This is a genomic window from Pseudonocardia sp. (assembly GCF_050250275.1).
Classification (GTDB): Bacteria; Actinomycetota; Actinomycetes; order Mycobacteriales; family Pseudonocardiaceae; genus Pseudonocardia.
The window spans coordinates 161,203-181,948 of the sequence record NZ_JBFWOY010000003.1; the positions used below are offsets into that span (position 1 = coordinate 161,203).

Sequence of the window (20,746 nt, forward strand, 5' to 3'; positions counted from 1 at the left end):
CCGCACCGGTTCGCCGCTCGGCACAGGACGGCTGTCGTACCGGCCGCGGCATGGATCGTGGGGAGCCTGCCTCGCCGACCTGGCAGCCTGACCCCGGCGTCTCCTCGCCGCACGCAACCTCACTGCTGTCCACGGCTCCGACAGCGACCGTGGGGTTGCGCGCGGTTGTTCGGCCGGGCGCGGGTCAGCCGGCAGGCGTCGGGACACCGTCGAGGAGGGCACGCAGGCCGTCGGCGTCGAGAAGGTCGGCGGGGCGCAGGGTTCGCCCCGAACGGACGTAGTGGAACACCGCCCGCACCCGGTCCGGCTCCACCCCGGCGAGCGCGGCCCAGGCCAGCCGGTACGCCGCGAGCTGCACGGCCAGCGGACCCAGCCGCGCCTCGTCGGGGGGCGGGCCCGTCTTCCAGTCGACGACGGTGAACCCACCGTCGGGGTCGGGGAACACCGCGTCCATCCGTCCGCGCACCGCGATCCCGGCGATCACGGTCTCGAACGGCACCTCGACCTCGACGGGCCGCCGCTCGGCCCACTCCGAACCGAGGAACGCGGCCTGCAGGTCCTCCAGCGCGTCGTCGGAGGCGGCGCCGTCGTCGGCGGCGCCGGGGAGGTCGTCGAGGTCGAGCAGGCCCGCGGCGCCGAACCGCTGCTCCAGCCAGGCGTGGAAGGCCGTGCCGCGGCGGGCGTGCGGGTTGGGCGGCAGCGGGAGCGGGCGGCGCAGCCGGGCGGCGAGGGCGTCGGGGTCGGCCGCGAGCTCCACCAGCTGGCTGACCGAGAAGTGCGCGGGCAGCTCGACGGTGGGGCGGGCGCGGGCGGCGGCGCGTTCGGCGAGCAGGACGTCGACGTCGGCGGCCCAGCCCTCGGGATCGCCCTGGTCGTCGCCGGGGTCCTCGGGAGGGTCCGGGGGCATCAGGTCGAGTTGTGCCCCGGGATCCGCGGCGGCGGCGAGGGCCTCGGCATGGTGTTCCCGCGCCTCGGCGAGGCCGCGGAGCGCGGCCCGGACCATGTCGGCCCCGGCGTGGACGTCGGCCGAGCGGGCGCCGAGCGGATCGGCCGGCCACTCGGCGGTGACGACGCGGTCGTTGGCGGGGTTGGTCTCCCCCTCGGCGGGCTCCTGCGCCCACGCCTCGACGCGCCCACCCGCGGCCGGCATCGAGCCCGCCACCTGCAGCAGGAACTCCGACGGCTCCCGCGGCCGGTCGCCGAGGGTGCCCCAGCGGTGCCCGGACAGCAGCAGGACGCGTTCGGCGCGGGTGAGCGCGACGTAGAACAGGCGGCGTTCCTCGACGAGCCGGCGGGCGTCGAGCGCGTCCTGGTGCGCCTTGACCGCCAGCTCCGCCTCCTTGCGGTCGACGTCCGCGGGGAGCTCGAACGACGGGAGGTCGGCGGCGTCGCCGCGCAGCGGCACGGGCAGGTCGGCCGGTGAGGTGAGCCAGTCGCCGCCGATCTTGCGGCCGGGGAAGACCTGCGCGACCAGGTGCGGGACGGCGACGACCTCCCATTCGAGACCCTTGGCGGCGTGCACGGTGAGCACCTGCACGCGGTCGGGCACGACCTCTATCTCGCCGGGGGTGAGGCCGTCCTCGGCCTGCTCGGCCGTCTCCAGGTAGTCGAGCAGGGCGGTCAGCGAGGAGACCTCGGCGCCGGCGGAGAACTCGGCGACGACGTCGGCGAACGCGTCGAGGTGCGCCCGTCCGACCGGCCCGGGCCGCGACGCGGCCTCGGTGTCGAGCAGCAGGAGGCGTTCGGCGTCGGCGACGAGGTCGGTGAGCGGGGCCGAGAGCCGGGACCGCAGCCACAGCAGGTCGCGCCCGAGGCGGCGGATGCGGTCGAAGCCGGCGGGCGAGTACTGCTCGGGCGGGCCGGGGTCGTCGAGCGCGTCGACGATGCCGGCCTGTTCGGCCTGCTCCCCGGGCAGCGCACCGAGGGCGAGCTCGGCAGGGCTGAGCGGGCCGGGTCCGGTGCCGGTCATGGGTGGGGCGAGCTCCCGGGCGCGGGCCCACAGCGCGGCGAGGTCGGCGACGCCGAGCCGGAACCTCGCGCCGGTGAGCAGCCGCATCGCGGCGGGCCCGGCCAGCGGGTCGGCGACGAGCCGCAGGGCGCTGACCAGGTCGCGCACCTCGGGGGTGTCGAGCAGGCCGCCGAGACCCACCACCTCGACCGGTAGCCCTCGGACGCGCAGCGCGGCGGCGATGGCGTCCATGTCGGCGCGCCGGCGGACCAGCACGGCGGACGTCGGCGCGGGGCGCCCCTCCGCCTCCGAAAGGGCCCACTGCGCGGCGACGGCGTCGGCCATCCACGCGACCTCGGCGTCGACGTCGGGCAGCAGCGCCGCGCGGACGTCGCCGTCGGCGGCGGTCGGCCCGGCCCGCAGCTCCCCGACCTCGACGGCACCGGGCCCGGTGCGCAGCGGCTCGGACACGGCATTGGCCAGCGCGAGGACCTCCGGCGGGTTGCGGAAGCTGGTGAGCAGGCCGTACTCGTCGGCGGGCTCGTCGCCCGCGGGGAAGTCGGTGCGGAACCGGGCGAGGTTGCCCGCGCTGGCGCCGCGCCAGCCGTAGATCGACTGGCAGGGGTCGCCGACGGCCGTCACCGACAGGCCGTCGTCGCGGGCGGGGGCGCCGGGGATGCCCCCGAACAGGGCGCGCAGCAGGACGCGCTGGGCGTGGCCGGTGTCCTGGTACTCGTCGAGCAGCACGGCGCGGTAGGTGGTGCGTTCGGCGGCGCCGACCTCGGGATGGTCGGCCGCGACGCTCGCGGCGATGGCCATCTGGTCGGCGAAGTCGATCGTGCGCTCGGCCCGCTTGCGCGCGGCGAACGCCTCGACCAGCGGCAACAGCTCCACCCGCATCCGCTGCGCCGCGATCCAGCGCTTGTAGGTCAGCGACGGCTCCGCCCGCTGGCCCTTGGCCCGCGGCGCGTTCTCCAGCACGTCGGCCATCTCACCGGCCAGCCGGCGCACGTCGGCGGGGTCGGCGAGGTGCTCCCCGATCTCCCCCGCCAGCGCGAGCAGGTAGCCCGTGACGGTCGCGGGGACGCGGTCGATCTCGAGGTCGTCGGCCCAGGTGGACACGACGCGGTGCGCCAGCTGCCAGGACGCCGTCTCGGTGAGCAGCCGCGCGGCGGGTTCGGCGGGCAGCCGCAGCGCGTGCTCGGCGACGAGCCGCCCGGCATAGGCGTGGTAGGTCGACACCGTCGGTTCGCCGGCGAGGACCGCGGTGCGTCGGACACCGGTGGGGTCGAGCTCGTCGAGCAGCGGCGACCCGGCGAGGCGACGCAGCCGCGCCCGGACCCGCTGGCCCAGCTGCTGCGCGGCCTTGCGGGTGAAGGTGAGCCCGAGGACCTGCTCGGGCAGCACCTGACCGGTGGCGACCAGCCACACGACGCGGGCGGCCATCGTCTCGGTCTTGCCCGCCCCGGCCCCGGCGACGACCAGGGCGGGACGCGGCGGCGCGGCGATGACGGCGGCCTGCTCGTCGGTGGGCGGGTGCAGGCCGAGCGCCGCGGCCAGCGCTGCCGGGGTGAGCGTCACGGCGCGGTCACCGGCCGGCCGGCCTCCCGTGCGGGGCAGCTGGTGCGGACCGGGCAGCGGTCGCAGTCGGCGCTGACCCGGGCGACGAACGCCGACCCGGACGTGTCCTGCGCGCACGTGGCGACGACCCCGCGCCACCGCGCGAGCTCGGCCGCGTCGAGCGGGGGCTGCGAGGGCTCCTTGGCCTGGCCGCTCGCCTTGCGGTCGGCCAGGTAGACCAGCCGCGCACCGCCCGGGGTGACACCCTTCTCCAGCAGCCGTCCGAACGCGCCGAGCGCGGCCGCGAGCTGGTAGACCGCGAGCTGCGGATGCTCGGCGGCGACGCGGGCGCTCACCGCGGTCTTGCCCGTCTTCACGTCGACGACCACCGGGCGCCCCTCCGCGTCGACCTCCAGCCTGTCGACCCGGCCGCGCAGCTGCAGCCACGGCCCCTGCGCGCGGCCGACCTCCGGCTGCTGCCCCGGCACGTCGCCCTCGACGGGCAGGTCGAGCCGCACCGGCTCCTCGACGGCGACGAGCCGCAGCCCGTCGGCCCGGCTGGTGCGCACCCACTCGTCGAACGCCGCGAGCATCGCGCGGACCCGGTCGAGCTCGCGGCGCCCGTACCAGGGGGCGCCGGCGTCGAGGCGGGCCCAGGCCGAGCGCAGCGCGTGCTCCAGCTCGGCCGGCTGCGCGCCCGCGGACGCCGACTGCACCAGCGCGTGCACCAGCGACCCGGTTACCGCGGCGAGGGCGCCGACGTCGCCACCGCCGTGGCGTTCGAGGACCCAGCGCAGCGGGCAGGCCATGATCCGTTCGACGTCGGACGGCGACACCGGCACGACCTCGCCCGGCACGCGAAGCGGCGCGTCGGTGGAGACGGGTGCGAGGCCGTACCAGTCGTCGGGATGCGCGCCGGGGACGTTCTCGGCGGCGAGCCGGGCCAGCTGGACCGCGGCCCGCTCGCGGCGACCGGGATCCCCTGGCGCCGACACCGCACGGCGCAGCTCGCCGACCAGCTCGGCCAGCACGAGCGACCGGCTCGGCCGGTGCACGGTGCGCGCCTCACCCGGTCCGGCGGGCAGCGGGTCGAGCTCGTCGAGGAAGCGCGACGGCTGCTCGTCCTCCCCCTGCACCGCGCTGACCAGCAACGTGTGCGCCGCGCGCGTGCACGCGACGTAGAAGAGCCTGCGTTCCTCGGCGAGCAGCGGCGCGACCCGCGAGACGCGGGCGTCGGGCTCGGCGATGCCCGCGAGCAGGTCGACGAGGCGCTCGGTGCCGAGCAGGCTCCCGCGCAGCCGCAGGTCGGGCCACGAGCCCTCCTGCACCCCGGGCACGGCGACGACCTGCCACTGCCGGCCGCGGGCGCCGTGCGCGGTGAGCAGCGAGACGGCGTCGCCCATGGGGGCGCGGGCGGCCATCGAGTCGCCCGGGAGCTGCTGGTCGGCGAGGTAGTCGGCGAACCCGGCGACATCGGCGCCCGGAAGCCGGTCGCTGTAGCGGGCGGCGGCGTCGAACAGGGCCAGGACGGCGTCGAGATCCCGGTCGGCGGCGGCGCCGACCGGCCCGCCGCGCCCGCTCGACAAGGCCCAGCGCTCGGCCAGGCCGGACTGCTGCCAGACCCGCCAGAGCACCTCCTCGACGCTGTGCCCCTCCCGGGCCGCCGCCCCGGCCGTGGCCAGCAGGGCACCGACCCGGCGCAGCGGCGCGGTCTCCGACGGCGGCAACGTGGCCAGCGGGTCGACGTCGCCCTCCACCGCGGCCCGTAGAGCCGCGACCAGCAGCGGATCACTGCTGGTGATCTCCTCCGCGGCCACAGCGGTCGCCGCGTGCAGCCGGAGCAGCCCGCGCCGCAACCGGCGCATGCGCATCGGGTCGCCCGAGCCGAGCGGCGAGGTGAGCAGGGCCGCCGCCGCGTCGGCGTCGAGCGAGTCCGGCCGGGTCGCCGCGCGCAGCACCATCAGTAACGGCACGACCGCCGGCTGGCGGCCCAGCGGCAGCTCGTCGGGCGGCGCCGCGATGGGCACCCCCGAGGCCACCAGCGCACGGCGCAGCGCGGGCAGCGACCGCCGCGTCGACCGCGACAGCACCGCCATCTCCGACCACGGCACCCCGTCGACCAGATGGGCCCGGCGCAGCCGGTCGGCGATCCACGACGCCTCCGCGGCGACCGACCCGAACACCCGGACCAGGACCTCACCCGCCTCCGGGTCCTCACCCTCGGGACCCCGCCGCGACCGGCCCTCCCCGGCGCCCGGCAGCCGGGCCGCCAGCCGCTCCCCCGCCGCGCGGACCACGGGCGCGCTGCGATGGTCGACATCGAGCACCACCGTGTCCGCCTCGACGGCCCGCAGCCCCTGCGGATCGGCGCCCCGGAACATCAGGACCGCCTGGTCGGCGTCGCCGGCCAGCAGCGTCGTCGACGCCGTCGACCCCAGCGCCCCGACCAGCTCCATCTGCTGTGGATCGAGGTCCTGCGCGTCGTCGACGAACAGGTGCCGCACCCGCTGCTGCTCGGCCGCGCGCAGGTCCGGGTCCGCGGCCAACGTGTCGAGCGCAGCCGCGACCAGCTCCGCCGAGTCGAGCGCCGGGGCCGTGGCCTGCGGGGCGCCCCGGCCCGCGGCCCCGCGCAACAGCACGACCTGCTCGTACACCCGGAAGAACCGGCCCGCCGCCCGCCACTCGTCCACGTCGAACCGCTCACCGATCCTGCGCAGCTCGTCGGGCCCGAGGCCGCGCTCCGCCGCCCGCAGCAGCAGCTCGCGGAGCTCCGCCGCGAACCCCGGCAGACCCAGCGCCGGCCGCAGCCGCTGCGGCCACCCCGAGCCGGGTGCGTCGCCCTCGACCTCCCCGGCCAGCAGCTCCCGGACCACGACGTCCTGCTCCGCGCCCGCCAGCAGCCGCGGTGGCGGATCCCCGTGGCGGGCGGCGTGCAGCCGCAACACCCCGAAGGCGTACGAGTGCACCGTGCGCACCAGCAGCTCACGCGTCGTCGACTCGGGGTTGCCGCCGTCGGGATGCAGCAGCGGTGTCAACCTCTCCCGCATGTCGACGGCCGCGCGCCGGCTCCCGACCAGCACCAGCATGTTCTCCGGCGCGACGCCCTCCCGGATGCGCTCGGCCAGCGCGGCGAGCAGCACCGTGGTCTTCCCCGTGCCCGGCCCGCCGACGACCCGCAGCGGGCCCTCGCGGTGGGCCAGGACCCGTCGCGCCGCCTCGTCCCACGCGGGCGCCCCCGGGGGCGTGCCGGCACCGCGCACGAGCAGCGGCGCCCGGTCACGGCGGGGCGCGGCGGCCGTGCGGGGCGACGAGGGGCGGGGCACCCGAGGATTCGACCACGCCGCACCGACGATCTCCGCGGGGCCGCCCCCACCTGCCGTTCGCCACAGACCGTGATGGCAGCATGACGGGAGTGTCCGAGAACGCCCGGCGCCTGCACGTGCACACCTTCGGCAACCCCGTCGGCGTGCCGGTGCTCGCACTCCACGGGGTGACCGGCCACGGCGCGCGCTGGGCCGCGCTCGCCGAGGCGGTCCCCGAGCTCCGCTGGATCGGCGTCGACCTGCGCGGACACGGCCGCTCCCCCTGGGCGCCGCCGTGGAACATCGAGCAGCACGTGGCCGACGCGATCGCCGTGCTGGACCGGCTGGAGGTCGAGGACGTCGCCGTCGTCGGGCACTCGTTCGGCGGCGCGATCGCCGTGCACCTCGCGCGTACCGCGCCCGACCGGGTCGAGCGGCTCGTGCTGCTCGACCCGGCGATCGGCCTCGACCCCGACGACATGCTGGAGACCGCCGAGGACACCCGCCCCGACGAGACCTACCCCGACCTGGAGACCGCCCGCGCCGACCGCGCCGACCGGTGGAAAGGCGTCGACGCGGCGCTCGTGGACGCCGAGGTCGCGGCCCACCTGGCCTACTTCGAGGACCGCTGGGAGTGGCGCTACCTGCGTTCGGCGGCGCTCGTCGCCTGGAACGAGATGGCCCGCCCCGCGGTGGTCCCGCCCGCCGGGACACCGACGCTGGTCGTGCCCGCGACGCGCGGCGACTTCGTCGAGCAGGCCTGGCTCGACCGCTGCGCCGCCGCCCTCGGCGCCGACCTGACCGTGAGGCCCGTCGAGGCGGGCCACATGCTGTTCCTCGAACGCACCGACCAGGTGGCCGCGCACATCCGCGAGTTCGTGCTCGGCCTCGACTGATCAACCGGACAAGACGCGCACCCGGAGGAGCGGATGGACGAGGAGACGGTCGAGGCCGTGCGCGACGCCGTCCGCGCCATCCCACCCGGTGAGACCTCGACCTACGGCGAGATCGCCCGCCAACTGGGCCTGAGCTCGCCGCGGATCGTCGGGAAGGTCCTGTCCGACGACGGGCACGACGTCCCCTGGCACCGCGTCCTGCGCGCCGACGGCACCCCGGCCCCGCACATCGCCGTCGAACAGGCGGCGCGGCTGCGCGCGGAAGGTGTCCTGCTGGTGGACGGCCGCCTCCCCCGCGAGCGCCGCCGCCGCTGAGCCGCCCCCGGCTTGCAGGAACCGGGCCACGCGTCCCGCGCTCGTGAGCAGGATCATGCGGCCGAGCGGGCCAGGGCGGCCTCGTAGCGCGCCAGGACCGTGTCGACGACGGCCGGGTGCGTGCCCAGGGGCGCGCCGACGACGTCGGCCCCGCAGGCGGCGACGCGGTCGGCGAACACCCCCGGCGCCAGCAGCCAGGACGCGACCGCGATCCGCTTCTCGCCCGCCGCCCGCAGGCCGGCGACGAGGGCGTCGACGCGCGGCGCGGGGGAGGCGGCGAAGCCCACCCGCACCCGACGGCCCGTCGCGGCCTGCAGCATCCGGGCCGCCTGCCGCACCTGCCCGAGCGCGACGGCGTCGGCCGATCCGGCGGCGGCGAGGACGACCGCGTCGCCGTGGCGCCGGCCGGCCTCGCGGAGCCGGTCGAGCGCCGCCTCCGCCAGCGCGGGGTCGGGGCCGATCGCGGGCGTCACCGGGAACGAGGACGCGCCCGCGGCGGCGAGCTGGGCGGGGAGGTCGCGGCGGACGTGGTACCCGGCGGCCAGGAACGCGGGCACGACGACCGCGTGCGGCAGCCCGGCGGCGACGGACGCGATCGTCGGGGCGCGGACGTCGGCGTGGGCGAGCCGCACGTCGAGGCCGGACCGGGCCGCCACCGCACGCGCCAGGTCGGACGCGGCGTCGCCCGAGCGGGTCCCGTGCGTGACGAGCAGGAGGGGGGTCATCGCAGGCCTCCGTCGCCGCAGTGCCCGCCGAGCGGGACGGGTCCGGCGACCGGGTCGAGGGCGAGCCGGTACCCCCGCCGGACGACGGTCTGCAGCAGTTTCGGCTCCCCCAGCGCGGAGCGCACCCGGGCGATGGCGGTCTCGACGGCGTGCTCGTCGTCGCCGCCGCCGGGGAGGGTGCGCAGCAGCTCCGCCCGCGGGACGACCCGGCCGGGGCGGCGGGCGAGCACGCGCAGCAGCGCCATCCCGGCGGGCGGGACGGGCCGCAGGACGCCGTCGACGAGGACGGCGTGTCCGCGCAGCTCCAGGGCGTGCCCGGCGACGGGCAGCCGCCGCGCCCGCGTGGGGGCGACGGCCTCCAGCTCGCGGACCATGGCGCCGAGCCGGGAGCGCTGGGGTTGTGTGGTGGGGACGTCGACGTCCTGCAGCGGCGCCGCGGTGACCGGTCCGACGCACATCGCCAGGACCGGCCCGCGCAGCGCGGTGAGCAGGGCGTCGTGCAGACCGCGCTCGCGGGAGCGGGCCAGCAGGCTCGCCGCGGCGGGCGCGCTGGTGAACGTCAGGATGTCGATCCCGCCGGCGAGCACGGCGTCGGTGAGCCGGTCGAGCGGGGTGCGGTCGCGCGGCGGCAGCCACCGGTACACGGGCACCTCGACGACCTCGGCGCCCGCCATCGCGAGCGCCTCGACCACGTCGGGCAGCGGTTCCCCGTGCAGCTGGACCGCGATCCGCAGCCCGTCCACACCGGACTCCAGGAGGTGGTCGAGCACCTCGGCGGACGACTCCGACTCCGGCGACCACGCGTCGGTCAGCCCCGACGCCCGGATCGCGCCGCGCGCCTTGGGCCCGCGGGCCAGCACCGTCCCCTTGCCGAGCACCGTGATCAGGTCGGTGCCCAGCCCCCAGCCCTCGGCCGCCTCGATCCAGCCGCGGAACCCGATGCCGGTCGTGGCCACGGTGACGTCGGGTGGGCGGGCGATCAGGGCGTGCGTGCTCTCCCGGAGCCGGGTGTCGTCGGCGAGGGGGACGATCCGCAGCGCCGCACCGTGTTGCACGACGGCGCCGCGGCGCTCCAGCATCGTCGCGAGCTCGTCGGCGCGCCGGGCCGCGGTGACGCCGACGGTGAAGCCCGCCAACGCGGGCACCGCCGCGTCGTCAGGTCCCCGTCCGGCGACGGCCACGATCATCGCCCGACCCGCAGCGAGACCGTCGCACCGTCCACCGCGACCTCGTAGACCTCCACGCGGACCGCCGGGTCGTCGAGACATCGTCCGTCCACCAGCGAGAACACCTGTTTGTAGACGGGCGAGGCGACAGTGGGGACGCCGCCGCGGTCGCCGACGATGCCGCGCGAGAGCACGGCCGCCCCCGAGAACGGGTCGACGTTGCCGATCGCGTGCACCGCCCCCTCGTGGGTGCGGAACAGCGCGACCTGCCGCCCGTCGAGCAGCGCGGCGATCCCGCGCTCGGGTTCGAGCTGGTCGACGCGGCACACCGGCGTCCACGTCGCCACGACGGCTGCGGTCACGAGCCCACCTCCGGGATTCCGATCAACACGGGTGTGCGGGGCGCGGGGACGCGCTGGCCACGTTCGGTCACGAACGTGATCGTCGGGTCGGGCGTGTCCGGCGCGTTGACGAAGGACACGAAGCGCGCCAGCGTGTCCTCGTCGGCGAGCGCCCCCGCCCACTCGTCGGCGTAGGACGCGACGTGCGCCGCCATCGCCGCCTCCAGGTCCGCGCAGATGCCGAGCGAGTCGTCGACGATCACCGCGCGCAGGTGGTCGAGCCCGCCCTCCATGGCCTCGATCCAGGGGGCGGTGCGCTGCAACCGGTCCGCGGTCCGGATGTAGAACATCAGGAACCTGTCGACGATCCGGACCAGCGTCTCGGTGTCCACATCGGACACCAGGAGGTCGGCGTGGCGGGGGGTGGAGCCGCCGTTGCCGCCGACGTGGAGGTTCCAGCCGGTCTCGGTCGCGATGATGCCGAAGTCCTTCGACCGGGCCTCCGCGCACTCGCGCGCACACCCCGAGACCCCCGACTTGATCTTGTGCGGGCTCCGCAGTCCGCGGTAGCGCAGCTCCAGCGCGACGGCCAGCCCGACGGAGTCCTGCTGCCCGTACCGGCACCACGTACTGCCGACGCACGACTTCACCGTCCGCAGCGCCTTGCCGTAGGCGTGGCCGGACTCGAAACCGGCATCGACCAGGCGTCTCCAGATCGCGGGGAGCTGCTCGACACGGGCCCCGAACATGTCGATCCGCTGCCCGCCGGTGATCTTGGTGTACAGCCCGAAGTCACGCGCGACCTCACCGATCACGATCAGCCCCCCCGGCGTGATCTCCCCGCCGGGCACCCGCGGCACCACGCTGTACGTGCCGTCGCGCTGCATGTTCGCGAGGAAGCGGTCGTTGGTGTCCTGCAGCCCCGCCTGCTCACCGGCGAGGATGTGCCCGCCGCCCCTGGCCCCGCTCAGCGAGGCCAGGATCGACGCGACCACCGGCTTGCAGACGTCACAGCCCCGCCCGGTGCCGTGCCGCGCGACGAGGTCGCTGAACGTCGTGATGCCCGCGCCGGCGACGATCTCGAACAGCTCCGCGCGGGAGACGGCGAAGTGCTCGCACAGTGCCGTCGAGACGGGGACGCCCTCCTGGGCGAGGATCGTCTTCAGGAACGGGACGCAGGAGCCGCAGCTGCTCCCGGCGCGGGTGCAGGCCTTCAGCTCGCCGACGGTGCGCGCCCCCGCGGCGACGGCGGAACGCAGCGCCCCCTTCGTGACCGCGTTGCACGAGCACACCTGCGCGGAGTCCGGGAGCGCGTCGGCGCCCAGCGCGACCGCGCCCGCTGCGATGAGCGCCACCGGGTCGGCGGGCAGGGCCGATCCGACGAGGGGGCGCAGCGCCGCGTAGCGGGACGCGTCGCCGACCAGCACGCCACCCAGCAGCGTCGACGCGTCGTCGGACACCACGAGCTTGGCGTAGGTACCCGCCACCGGGTCGCTGATCACGACCGGCAGCGCGCCCTCGGTCGTCGCGTGGGCGTCACCGAAGCTGGCGACGTCCACGCCCAGCAGCTTGAGCTGCGTCGACATGTCGAGCGCGGCGGGCGTCATGCGGGCCTCGCCGCCGAGCAACCGGTCGGCGACGACCTCGGCCATCGCGTACCCCGGCGCCACGAGCCCGTAGGTCCAGCCCTCGAGCGCCGCGCACTCGCCCACCGCCCACACGTGCTCGTCGACGGTGCGGCAGCGGTCGTCGACCAGCACGCCACCGCGCTGCCCGACGGGCAGGCCCGCGGCCCGGGCGAGGCCGTCGGCGGCCCGGATGCCCGCGGAGAACACGACGACGTCGGCGTCCAGCTCGATGCCGTCGGACAGCTGCGCGACCAGGCGCCCCCGGTCGGCGACGATCCCCGCCACCGAGACACCGCAGCGCACCGCGATGCCCTGGCACTCGACGAGGGTCCGCAGCAGCGCGCCACCGCCCTCGTCGACCTGCACCGGCATCAGCCGCGGCGCGATCTCGACGACGTGGGGCGACAGCCCCAGCGACCGCATCGCCCGCGCCGCCTCCAGCCCGAGCAGCCCACCGCCCACGACGACGGCCGAGCGCCGCCCCGGTCCGGACCGGGACATGGCCGCCGTGGCCGCTGTCGTGATGGCGTCCAGGTCGTCGAGGGTCCGGTAGACGAAGCAGCCCGGCAGCTCGCGCCCCGGGACGGGCGGCACGAACGGCACCGAACCCGTCGCGAGGACGAGCGCGTCGTAGCGGACCGTCTCGCCGGAGGCGGTGCGCACCAGCCGGGCGTCGCGGTCGATCCCGACGACGGTGGCGCCGCGGCGGACGTCGACGAGCGGGTCGTCATGGGTGCCGAGCGACAGGTCGTCCTCGGTGCGACCGTCCACGTAGGACGACAGTGCGACCCTGTCGTAGGCCGGCCGGTCCTCCTCCCCCAGCACCGTGACGTGCCAGGTCCCCTCGGTGTCACGGTCGCGCACCGCCGAGACCAGCCGGTGCCCGACCATCCCGTGCCCGACGACGACCAGCTCCCGGGTCATGCCGCCCCCTCCGTGTCGTGGTCCTGCGTGATCGCTTCCGAACGAACGGCGCCGTCGAGCGACCGGGGTGCGCGACCGTGCCGCTCGGGCAGCTCGTGGCGGGCAGCCGCGGCAGCGCCCGCGGCACCCCCACCTGCACGAACGGCCCTTTCCCGCAATCGAGCTGCAGCAACGGACCGTTCGTGCACCTCCTCCGGGGGCTCGGTGGTGGCCGGTGCGTCCGTCGCGGCCAGCCACGCGCAGATGCCCTCGACCGTCCCGGCGCAGCTGCCGCAGCCCGTCGCGGCGCGGGTCGCCCCCCGCAACGCGGCGAGGTCCGTCGCTCCCGCACGCCACGCCGCGACCAGCGAACCCTTGGTCACGGTGTTGCACCGGCACACCACCGCGGCCGCGGGCAGGTGTCCCGGGTCGGCGGTCGGGGTGGCCTCCCCCGGCAGGGCGCGGCCGAGCAGCAGGGCGAGCCGGTCGGACGGGGCGGGCGTACCGGTGTCGTGCAGCTGGATCATCGACGCCGCGGCGTCCGGGAAGCCGATCATGATGCCGCCCACGACGCGGTCGTCGCGCAGGGCCAGCTTCGCGTACCGACCGCGGCGGGGGTCGGTGAGCCGCAACAGCTCGACGGAGTCGTCCTCGGTGTGGACGTCACCGACGGCCGTGAGGTCCACACCGGACGCCTTCAGCCGGGTGACGGCCCGGGTACCGCGGTAGCGGGCGGCCGGGTCGGCGCCGGCGAGGAGATCCGCGAGCACGGCGGCCTGCTCCCAGCCCGGCTGGACGAGCCCGGCCGGGGCGCCGCCGTGCTGGGCGCAGTCGCCGATCGCGTGGACGCCGTCCAGCGAGGTGCGCAGCCGGTCGTCGACGACGATCCCGCGGTCGACCCGCGCGCCGGCCGCGGCGGCGAGCGCGGTCTCGGCCCGCACCCCCGCAGCGACGACGAGCCCGTCGGCAACGACCAGGGAGCCGTCGCCGCAGGTCAGGCCCACTCCCGGCGTCCAGGAGACGGCGCCGACACCGGGCCTGACGCGGACGCCGAGCTTGTCGACGACATCGGCCAGCACCGCGCCCGCGGCCGCGTCGAGCTGGCGTTCCATCAGGTGCCCGGCGGGGTGGACGACGGTGACGTCGACGCCGCGGGCCGCGAGCCCGCGGGCGGCCTCCAGCCCGAGCAGCCCGCCACCGAGGACGGCGAGCCGCGCGCCGGGGCGGGCCATGTCGAGGATCGCGAGGCAGTCGTCGAGGTCACGGAACGCGACGACGCCCGGGCCCGGCACGCCCTCCACCGGTGGCAGCCACGCGCGGCTGCCGGTGGCGAGGACCAGGTCGTCGTAGGCCAGGAGCGCACCGTCGGAACAGGTCACGGTGCGCGCCGCCGCATCGATCGACGTCGCCGCGATCCCGCACCGGACATCGACGTGCTCGGCCTGCGGCAACGCGATCCCCGCAGGGTCGATACCGCCCGCGAGAACCGTCGACAGCAGGACGCGGTTGTAGGCGGGATGCGCCTCGGCCCCGACGACGGTCACGCGGGCGCCACCCCGGCGGCGCACCTCGGCCGCGAACCGGGCGCCGACCATCCCGTTGCCCACCACCACGATGCGCCTCACGCCGGCACCGCCGGGGTGGGACGTGAGTGGCGCCTCTGCGAGGTGTCCGGCGCGCCGGCAGGCAGGAGGCGGACCGCGGCGACCTTGAACTCCGGCATCCCGCTGACCGGGTCGAGCACCGGGTTCGTCAGCAGGTTCGCGGCCTGCTCGTCGCCGAAGTGGAACGGCAGGAAGACCGTGTCGGGGCGCAGCGTCGCGACGCAGCGCACCCGGGCACGCACGCCGCCGCGGCGGGACTCCACGAGGGCCCAGGCACCGTCGGCCAGGCCGGCGCGGGCGGCGGTGTCCGGGTGGATCTCGACGAAGCTCTCCGGCGCGATCGCGGTCAGCTCACCGACCCGGCGTGTCTGCGCGCCCGACTGGTAGTGCACCAGGACACGCCCGGTGGTGGCGCGCAACGGGTAGGGGTCGTCGGGGAGCTCTGCGGCGGGCACGTGGTCGACGGGCACGAACCGGGCGCGACCGTCGGGATGGGCGAAGCGGTCGAGGAAGAGCCGCGGCGTGCCCGGGTGGTCGGCCGACGGGCAGGGCCAGTGCAGGACCTCGCCCGCGTCGAGGCGGTCGTAGGTGATGCCGGAGTAGTCGGCCGGGGCCCCCGCCGACGCCGCGCGCAGCTCGTCGAACACCGCGCGCGGCGTCGCGGGGAAGCCGCCGTGGCCCAGCTCGGCGGCGAGGCCGGTGATGACTTCCAGGTCGGTGCGGACGCCCGGTGGCGGGTCCAGGGCGCGCCGGCGGCGCAGCACCCGGCCCTCCAGGTTGGTGAGCGTGCCCTCCTCCTCGGCCCACTGGGCGACGGGGAGGACGACGTCGGCGCGCCGGGCCGTCTCGCCGGGCAGGAAGTCGGCGACGACGAGCAGGTCCAGCGCGTCGAGGCGGGCCGCGACGCGCGCCGAGTCCGGCGCCGACACCCGCAGGTTGGAGCCGAACACCAGCATCGCCCGCGGGCCGCCGGGGGCGCCGATGGCGTCGATCAGCTCGACCGCGGACCGCCCCGGGCCGGGGAGCGCCGCGGGGTCGACGCCCCACACCCGGGCGACGTGGGCCCGGGCCCGAGGATCGTCGATCCGGCGGTAACCGGGCAGCTGGTCGGCCTTCTGCCCGTGCTCACGGCCCCCCTGCCCGTTGCCCTGCCCGGTGATCGTCCCGAAACCCGACCCCGGCGTGCCCGGCAGCCCGAGCGCGAGGGAGAGGTTGATCCACGCGGTCACCGTGTCGACGCCGTGCGCGTGCTGCTCGGCGCCACGGGCGGTGAGGACGTAGCGGCGCGACGACCCGGCCAGCCACGACACGACGGTCCGCATGTCGGCGGCCGCCACCCCGCACACCCGTTCGGCACGCTCCGGCCACCACTGCGCGGCGAGCCGCCAGGCGTCGTCGAACCCCGTGGTGCGCGAGGACAGGTAGCCGACGTCCACCGCGCCGGAGACGACCGCCGCGTGCAGCATGCCGAGCGCCAGCACGAGGTCGGTGCCCGGCACCGGCTGCAGGTGCAGCCCACCGGATGCGACGGCGCACTCGGCCGTCGGCGTCCGCCGCGGGTCGACGACGACCAGCCGCGCCGAACCCAGGTGCCCCATCAGCGGCGGCATGGTCTCGGCGACGTTGGCCCCGGCGAGGACGACGACGTCGGCGTCGTCGAGGTCGGTCACCGGGAACGGCAGCCCGCGGTCGAGGCCGAAGGCACGGTTGCCCGCCGCAGCGGCCGACGACATGCAGAAGCGGCCGTTGTAGTCGATCTGCGACGTCCGCAGCGCGACACGGGCGAAGCGCCCCAACAGGTACGCCTTCTCGTTGGTGAGCCCACCGCCGCCGAAGACGGCCACCGCGTCCGGCCCGTGCGCCGCCTGCAGGTCACGAAGCCGCGACCCCACGAAGGACAGCGCGTGCTCCCACGTCACCGGGCGGCCACCGACCAGCGGAGTGGTCAGGCGGTCCGGGTGCGACAGCAGCGACCCTGCCGTCCAGCCCTTCTGGCACAGCCCGCCGCGGTTGGTCGGGAACTCCCGGGGCGCGACCTCGCCGTCGACACCGACCGTCATGCCGCACTGCAGGGCGCAGTACGGGCAGTGGGTGTCGGCGGGCATGCGCGCCATCGTCGGACGGCCCCGTGCCGGGCGTGGTTCGGCGATGTTTCCAGCGCGTGACACCGGCGAGCTCACACCGCCACCGCGGCGCCTGCGGCCGCCCGCGACGGCGCACGCAGGTACACCACGACCGTCACCACCGTGCAGACCAGGTAGAACGCGAAGAACACCCAGAACGCCGGCACGCCCGATCCCGTCGCCGCGAACGACTGGCGGAACGCCAGGTTGATGAGCAGCCCGCCGAGCGCCCCGACGGCCGCGATGAGCCCGATCGCCGCGCCCGAGACCCGCCGGGCGTGCAGCAGCGCCGCGTCGGCGGACGCGATGCGCGCCAACGCCTTGCGGCGGAAGATCGCGGGGATCATCTTGTAGGTCGAGCCGTTGCCGACACCCGAGAACACGAACAGCGCGATGAACCCGGCGACGAACAGCGGCAGCGACGCGAACGTCGACGCCACGATGCACACCACGGCCGCCGCGGCCATCGCCAGGAAGTTCACGGCGGTGACGCGGGCGCCGCCGAAGCGGTCGGCCAGCCAGCCGCCGAGGGGGCGGATGAACGAACCGAGCAGCGGGCCGATGAACGTCAGCGCCGCTGCCTGCAGCGGGGTGCGCCCGAACTGCGTCTGCAGCACCAGGCCGAACGCGAAGCTGTAGCCGATGAACGAGCCGAACGTCCCGATGTAGAGCAGCGACATGATCGCGGTGTCGCGGTCGGCGACGGCCAGGCGGAAGGCGCCGGTGTCGTTGCGGACGCTCGACAGGTTGTCCATGAACAGCGCCGCGCACACCGCGCAGATCACGATGAGCGGGATGTAGACGGCCAGCAGCAGCTTCGGGCTGCCCGCGCCGGCGGTGGCGATGACCAGCAGCGCGACCAGCTGGATGACGGCGACGCCCAGGTTGCCGCCGCCCGCGTTGAGCCCGAGCGCGGTGCCCTTGCGGCCTTCCGGGAAGAATGTGTTGATGTTCGTCATCGACGACGCGAAGTTGCCGCCGCCGAACCCGGCCAGCGCCGCCATCAGCACGAACACCGCGTACGGCGTCCCGGGCTGGAGGACGAACGCGGCCGCGACCGTCGGGATCAGCAGCAGCAGACCGGAGACGATCGTCCAGTTCCGGCCACCGAACCGGGCCACCGCGAACGTGTACGGCACCCGCAGCACGGCGCCGACCAGGGTGGCCGTCGCACCCAGGAAGAACTTCCCCGCCGCGTCCACCCCGTACTCCGGGCCCATGAACAGCACGAACACCGACCACAGCGTCCACACCGAGAACCCGACGTGTTCGACGAAGATCGACGCCCACAGGTTGCGGTTCGCGATCGAGCGGCCGGTCCGTTCCCAGAAGCCGGGATCCTCGGGCTCCCAGTCGTCGATCCAGCGTCCGCCGAGCCGCCCCCGGCCGCTCGCCTCCTCGTTCGTGACGTCCGTGAGGGTCACGCCCTGCCTCCTGCTGCTCGCCGATCGGGTCGGTAGCAGACGCTAGGAAGCGCGGATTACCCCGTCGTGGCCCCGCGTGTCATCGACGCAACGAGCTCCTCAACGTTGCTCGCTCAGGGCTGTGAGGTAGGGGGCTGTGAGGTACGGGGCGGTGAGGTACGGGGCTGCACGCGCCGGGCCGTGAGCGCGCGGCCCGAGATCGCTCAGAGGCGGGCGCTGATCAGTCCCGCGGCCCGTTCCAGGCCGCTGAGCGAGCGCACGGTGCCCTCCGGGTGCTGGGCGTGCAGGGCCAGCCGGTAGAGCAGGGCGCGCAGCAGCGCCTGCGGCCACTCGGCCAGGTGCGACCAGCGCTCGAGAATGCCCGCGTCGGCGTTTCCCCAGGCCAGGGCGTCGATGACGACGACAGCCGCCGCCCACTCCGCAGGCCGCCAGAACGGTACGAGGTCGAGGACGGCGGGGCTGCCGTCGGAGTCGAACAGGACGGCGCCGAACAGCTCGCCGTGCACGACCTGCGGGACGAGCTTCACCGGCCGCCGGTAGGCGCCGAGCTCGGAGAACAGGTCGCCTCCCGTGACCGGGTCGAGGGTCAGCCTGCGCTCGCCGAACGCCGCGGACACCGAGCGGGACAGCACGTCGTCGCGGTCGTCGAGCAGCCGCGGGCGCAGCACGGCGGCCGTCGCGGCGTGCAGGCGCATCGCGGCGGCGACCACGTCGTCGTGCCGGGGCTCGGCACTGCCCGGCAGGAACCGGCACGCCGCCCACCCGGCGACGACCCAGCGCCCGTCCGACGACCGCAGCGGACGGGCCAGGCGCACCCCCTCGACGGTGAGGTTCTCCAGCACCCCCGCCGACCACGCCGCCACGGCGTTGTCGGACACCGGCCGGATGAGGGCCTCGCCGCACTGCCAGGCGCGCTGGCCGGCCCAGGCGACAGGACGTGGTGGCGCGTCGGCGACACCGAACGCGGTGCGGACGTGTTGGGGCAATGCCTCCCCCGCCCCGGGCACGCGCGGCCCCGGGTCAGCGGAGGCTGTGTGAGCTGCGGTCACGCCCCGCACGCTACCTGCGACGGTCGTGGGCGTCGTGCCGCCACGCGGGCGCGACCACGGTGAACGGACTCAGCCGACGACCCGGTCGGGGTCGTCGGTCCCGGTCGCGGCCGCGTCGGCCGCCGGCGGCGGGGTCTGCTGCGCGGCCTCGCGGCGGGCCGCCTGCTCCTGCTCCGCGGCCCGCACCGTGTCGGACATGCCGGGGTACATCCAGCCGACACCCGGCGCGACCATGCCGACCGCGCCGGCCGCGGGCCCCTGCGGCGACGACGTGGCCGCGGGCCGGGCCGACGGCGTCGCCGGCGCGGGGGCCTGCGCCGGTTCGGGCGGCGGCGCCTGCACCGCAGCAGGTGCGACGGTCTCCGCCGGCGGCGCGACGGCCCGCGGCGCCGGGTCGGCGGGCTCGCTGCGCCGCTGCGGCCGCGGCTCGTCGGGCGCCTGGTCGGACACGGTCTCGACGTGCGCGACGGGCACCACCGGCCCGTCGCCCCCCGCCGCGAGACGCTCCAGCTCGACCGGGCCGCTGCCGGGTTCGGGCGGCGCCCCCGTCCCGACCTGGACCGACGGCGCGCCGTCGCGCTGCGCGGGCCGGCCGGGGACGGCCTCGGGCCGCCGGTCGTCGGAGACGTCGTGGGGGGCGGGGGCCGTCGGGTCGGCGACGATCCGATGCACCTCCGCGGTCGCCCTGCGCGTCGCGTCGGGATCGTCGAGCAGCGGGACGCGAGCCGCGGTGGAGACGTCGACGGCGAGGCCGCGGATCTCGTCCTGCTTGGCGTCGCGGCGCCGCTCCAGCGTCCGGCGGTTCTCCTCCAGCGCCGCGACCAGCGCCGACTGCGCGGGCGTGCGCCGCGCCGGGTCGGTCGCGATCGCCAGCTCGCGCTCGATGTAGGCCAGCTGCTGCTGGGCCTGGCGCAGCTCGTCGCCCGCGCGCGTCAGCGACCGGTAGGTGCCCAGCTGCGTCTGCAGCAGCGTCTTCTGTGTCTCCAGGTAGGCCTTGCGACGCAACAGCGCCGCGTAGGTGGCGGCCCGGCGTTCGCGTACCTGCTCGGGCAGGGCGTGCCACTCGGCCTCGGCGTCGGCGACGTCGTCGAGCTGGTCGCCGACCGACGCCAGCATCACCTCGGCCTGCGCAGCCCAGCCGCGCTCGTCGGCGTGCTGCGGGACGGCGAGGACCGACGGGTGGGTCGCCGCCACGTCGGGCCCCGACGCCGTGATGCAGTAGCCGGCGACGAGGGCGCCCGCCGCGCCGAGCACCGCGATCGCGCGGCGGTGCCGGCGGTCCCGCCGTGTGGCCGTCCTGACGGGCGGCACCTCGGCGGGCGGGCGCGGGCGGGCGGGCGGGGCCGCGGCGAGGGGCAGCAGCGGCGGCCACCCGAGGGCCGGGAGCGCGCCCGCGGCGGTCGCCGCGGGCGCTGCCTTCTCCGCGTTCCCCACCGTCCCCGTGGTCCCGGCCGGCTCCGTGGTCCCGGCCGGCTCCGCGGTCCCGGCCGGCTCCGCGGTCTCGGCCTGCTCCGCGCCGGCCGACGCCGCGGCCACCACCGCGACGCCGACCGGCGTCGCCCCACCCGGGGCAGCCCCCACTGCCGCACGGCCGAGGCGGTTCACGTCGCGGCGGGCCCGGCGCGCCGCCTCCCGGTGCACCGGGCTGCAGAACCGACGCTCGGGACGGCCGGGCAGGCTGGTGACCAGCTCGTCGCACCCGGGCAGGGCGCAGTGCCGCTCGCCGTCCATCGTCCGCCCCCCGCACACGCAGACGCCGAAC

The 20,746-nt window shown here is 76.4% G+C and carries 12 protein-coding genes and 1 pseudogene; 2 read left to right on the plus strand and 11 right to left on the minus strand.

Annotated elements, in window-relative coordinates:
* Positions 1–184 precede the first annotated feature (184 nt).
* Together AB7F12_RS04635 and AB7F12_RS04640 are read right to left on the minus strand one after the other, a co-directional pair.
* Positions 185–3,529 (minus strand): ATP-dependent helicase, encoded by a 3,345-nt coding sequence (locus AB7F12_RS04635; protein ID WP_428498049.1) that lies wholly within the window; start codon positions 3,527–3,529, stop codon positions 185–187.
* Positions 3,526–6,831 carry an ATP-dependent helicase gene (locus AB7F12_RS04640; protein ID WP_428516790.1) on the minus strand — a complete coding sequence of 1,102 codons (3,306 nt, stop codon included), beginning with the start codon at positions 6,829–6,831 and terminating at the stop codon, positions 3,526–3,528. Before AB7F12_RS04640 ends, AB7F12_RS04635 begins: the two co-directional genes overlap by 4 nt.
* 80 nt (positions 6,832–6,911) lie before the next feature.
* Here AB7F12_RS04640 and AB7F12_RS04645 point away from each other — a divergent pair, with 80 nt between their 5' ends.
* Both AB7F12_RS04645 and AB7F12_RS04650 read left to right on the plus strand, forming a co-directional pair.
* Positions 6,912–7,706: an alpha/beta fold hydrolase gene (locus tag AB7F12_RS04645; protein ID WP_428498047.1), complete on the plus strand. Its 795-nt coding sequence runs from the start codon at positions 6,912–6,914 to the stop codon at positions 7,704–7,706.
* 33 nt (positions 7,707–7,739) lie between these two features.
* A complete protein-coding gene (locus tag AB7F12_RS04650; protein ID WP_428498046.1) occupies positions 7,740–8,021 on the plus strand; it encodes an MGMT family protein in 282 nt (93 codons plus the stop codon).
* 53 nt (positions 8,022–8,074) lie between these two features.
* Here AB7F12_RS04650 and AB7F12_RS04655 read toward each other — a convergent pair whose 3' ends face one another.
* The 9 genes and pseudogenes from AB7F12_RS04655 to AB7F12_RS04695 form a co-directional block, all read right to left on the minus strand.
* Entirely contained in the window at positions 8,075–8,746 is a 672-nt protein-coding gene (locus AB7F12_RS04655; RefSeq protein WP_428498045.1) for a sirohydrochlorin chelatase, read from the minus strand.
* Complete coding sequence (locus AB7F12_RS04660; protein WP_428498044.1) at positions 8,743–9,933, minus strand: uroporphyrinogen-III synthase; 1,191 nt, start codon at positions 9,931–9,933, stop codon at positions 8,743–8,745. Before AB7F12_RS04660 ends, AB7F12_RS04655 begins: the two co-directional genes overlap by 4 nt.
* Positions 9,930–10,274, minus strand: coding sequence for a nitrite reductase small subunit NirD (gene nirD, locus AB7F12_RS04665; protein ID WP_428498043.1), 345 nt, complete (start codon positions 10,272–10,274; stop codon positions 9,930–9,932). The genes AB7F12_RS04660 and nirD overlap by 4 nt, the downstream gene beginning before the upstream one ends.
* The gene (gene nirB / locus AB7F12_RS04670) at positions 10,271–12,805 is read right to left on the minus strand and encodes a nitrite reductase large subunit NirB (protein ID WP_428498042.1); all 2,535 of its coding nucleotides are present in this window, start codon (positions 12,803–12,805) and stop codon (positions 10,271–10,273) included. The genes nirD and nirB overlap by 4 nt, the downstream gene beginning before the upstream one ends.
* A 221-nt stretch (positions 12,806–13,026) precedes the next feature.
* Positions 13,027–14,409, minus strand: a pseudogene (locus AB7F12_RS04675) (FAD-dependent oxidoreductase); the annotation flags it as partial.
* Positions 14,406–16,493, minus strand: coding sequence for a molybdopterin oxidoreductase family protein (locus tag AB7F12_RS04680; protein WP_428498041.1), 2,088 nt, complete (start codon positions 16,491–16,493; stop codon positions 14,406–14,408). The gene AB7F12_RS04680 and the pseudogene AB7F12_RS04675, both read right to left, overlap by 4 nt.
* Positions 16,494–16,564: 71 nt before the next feature.
* Complete coding sequence (locus tag AB7F12_RS04685; RefSeq protein ID WP_428498040.1) at positions 16,565–17,935, minus strand: nitrate/nitrite transporter; 1,371 nt, start codon at positions 17,933–17,935, stop codon at positions 16,565–16,567.
* Between the two features lie 203 nt (positions 17,936–18,138).
* The gene (locus tag AB7F12_RS04690; protein ID WP_428498039.1) at positions 18,139–18,921 is read right to left on the minus strand and encodes a TIGR02569 family protein; all 783 of its coding nucleotides are present in this window, start codon (positions 18,919–18,921) and stop codon (positions 18,139–18,141) included.
* Positions 18,922–19,053: 132 nt separating this feature from the next.
* Positions 19,054–20,715, minus strand: coding sequence for a hypothetical protein (locus AB7F12_RS04695; RefSeq protein WP_428498038.1), 1,662 nt, complete (start codon positions 20,713–20,715; stop codon positions 19,054–19,056).
* Between the last annotated feature and the right edge of the window lie 31 nt (positions 20,716–20,746).

Excerpts from the sequence above, each read along its gene's own strand:
- AB7F12_RS04695 (WP_428498038.1), bottom strand. The coding sequence starts at position 20,715 with ATGGACGGCGAGCGGCACTGCGCCCTGCCCGGGTGCGACGAGCTGGTC.
- AB7F12_RS04650 (WP_428498046.1), top strand. The coding sequence starts at position 7,740 with ATGGACGAGGAGACGGTCGAGGCCGTGCGCGACGCCGTCCGCGCCATC.
- AB7F12_RS04645 (WP_428498047.1), top strand. The coding sequence starts at position 6,912 with ATGACGGGAGTGTCCGAGAACGCCCGGCGCCTGCACGTGCACACCTTC.
- AB7F12_RS04680 (WP_428498041.1), bottom strand. The coding sequence starts at position 16,493 with ATGCCCGCCGACACCCACTGCCCGTACTGCGCCCTGCAGTGCGGCATG.
- AB7F12_RS04660 (WP_428498044.1), bottom strand. The coding sequence starts at position 9,933 with ATGATCGTGGCCGTCGCCGGACGGGGACCTGACGACGCGGCGGTGCCC.
- nirB (WP_428498042.1), bottom strand. The coding sequence starts at position 12,805 with ATGACCCGGGAGCTGGTCGTCGTCGGGCACGGGATGGTCGGGCACCGG.
- AB7F12_RS04655 (WP_428498045.1), bottom strand. The coding sequence starts at position 8,746 with ATGACCCCCCTCCTGCTCGTCACGCACGGGACCCGCTCGGGCGACGCC.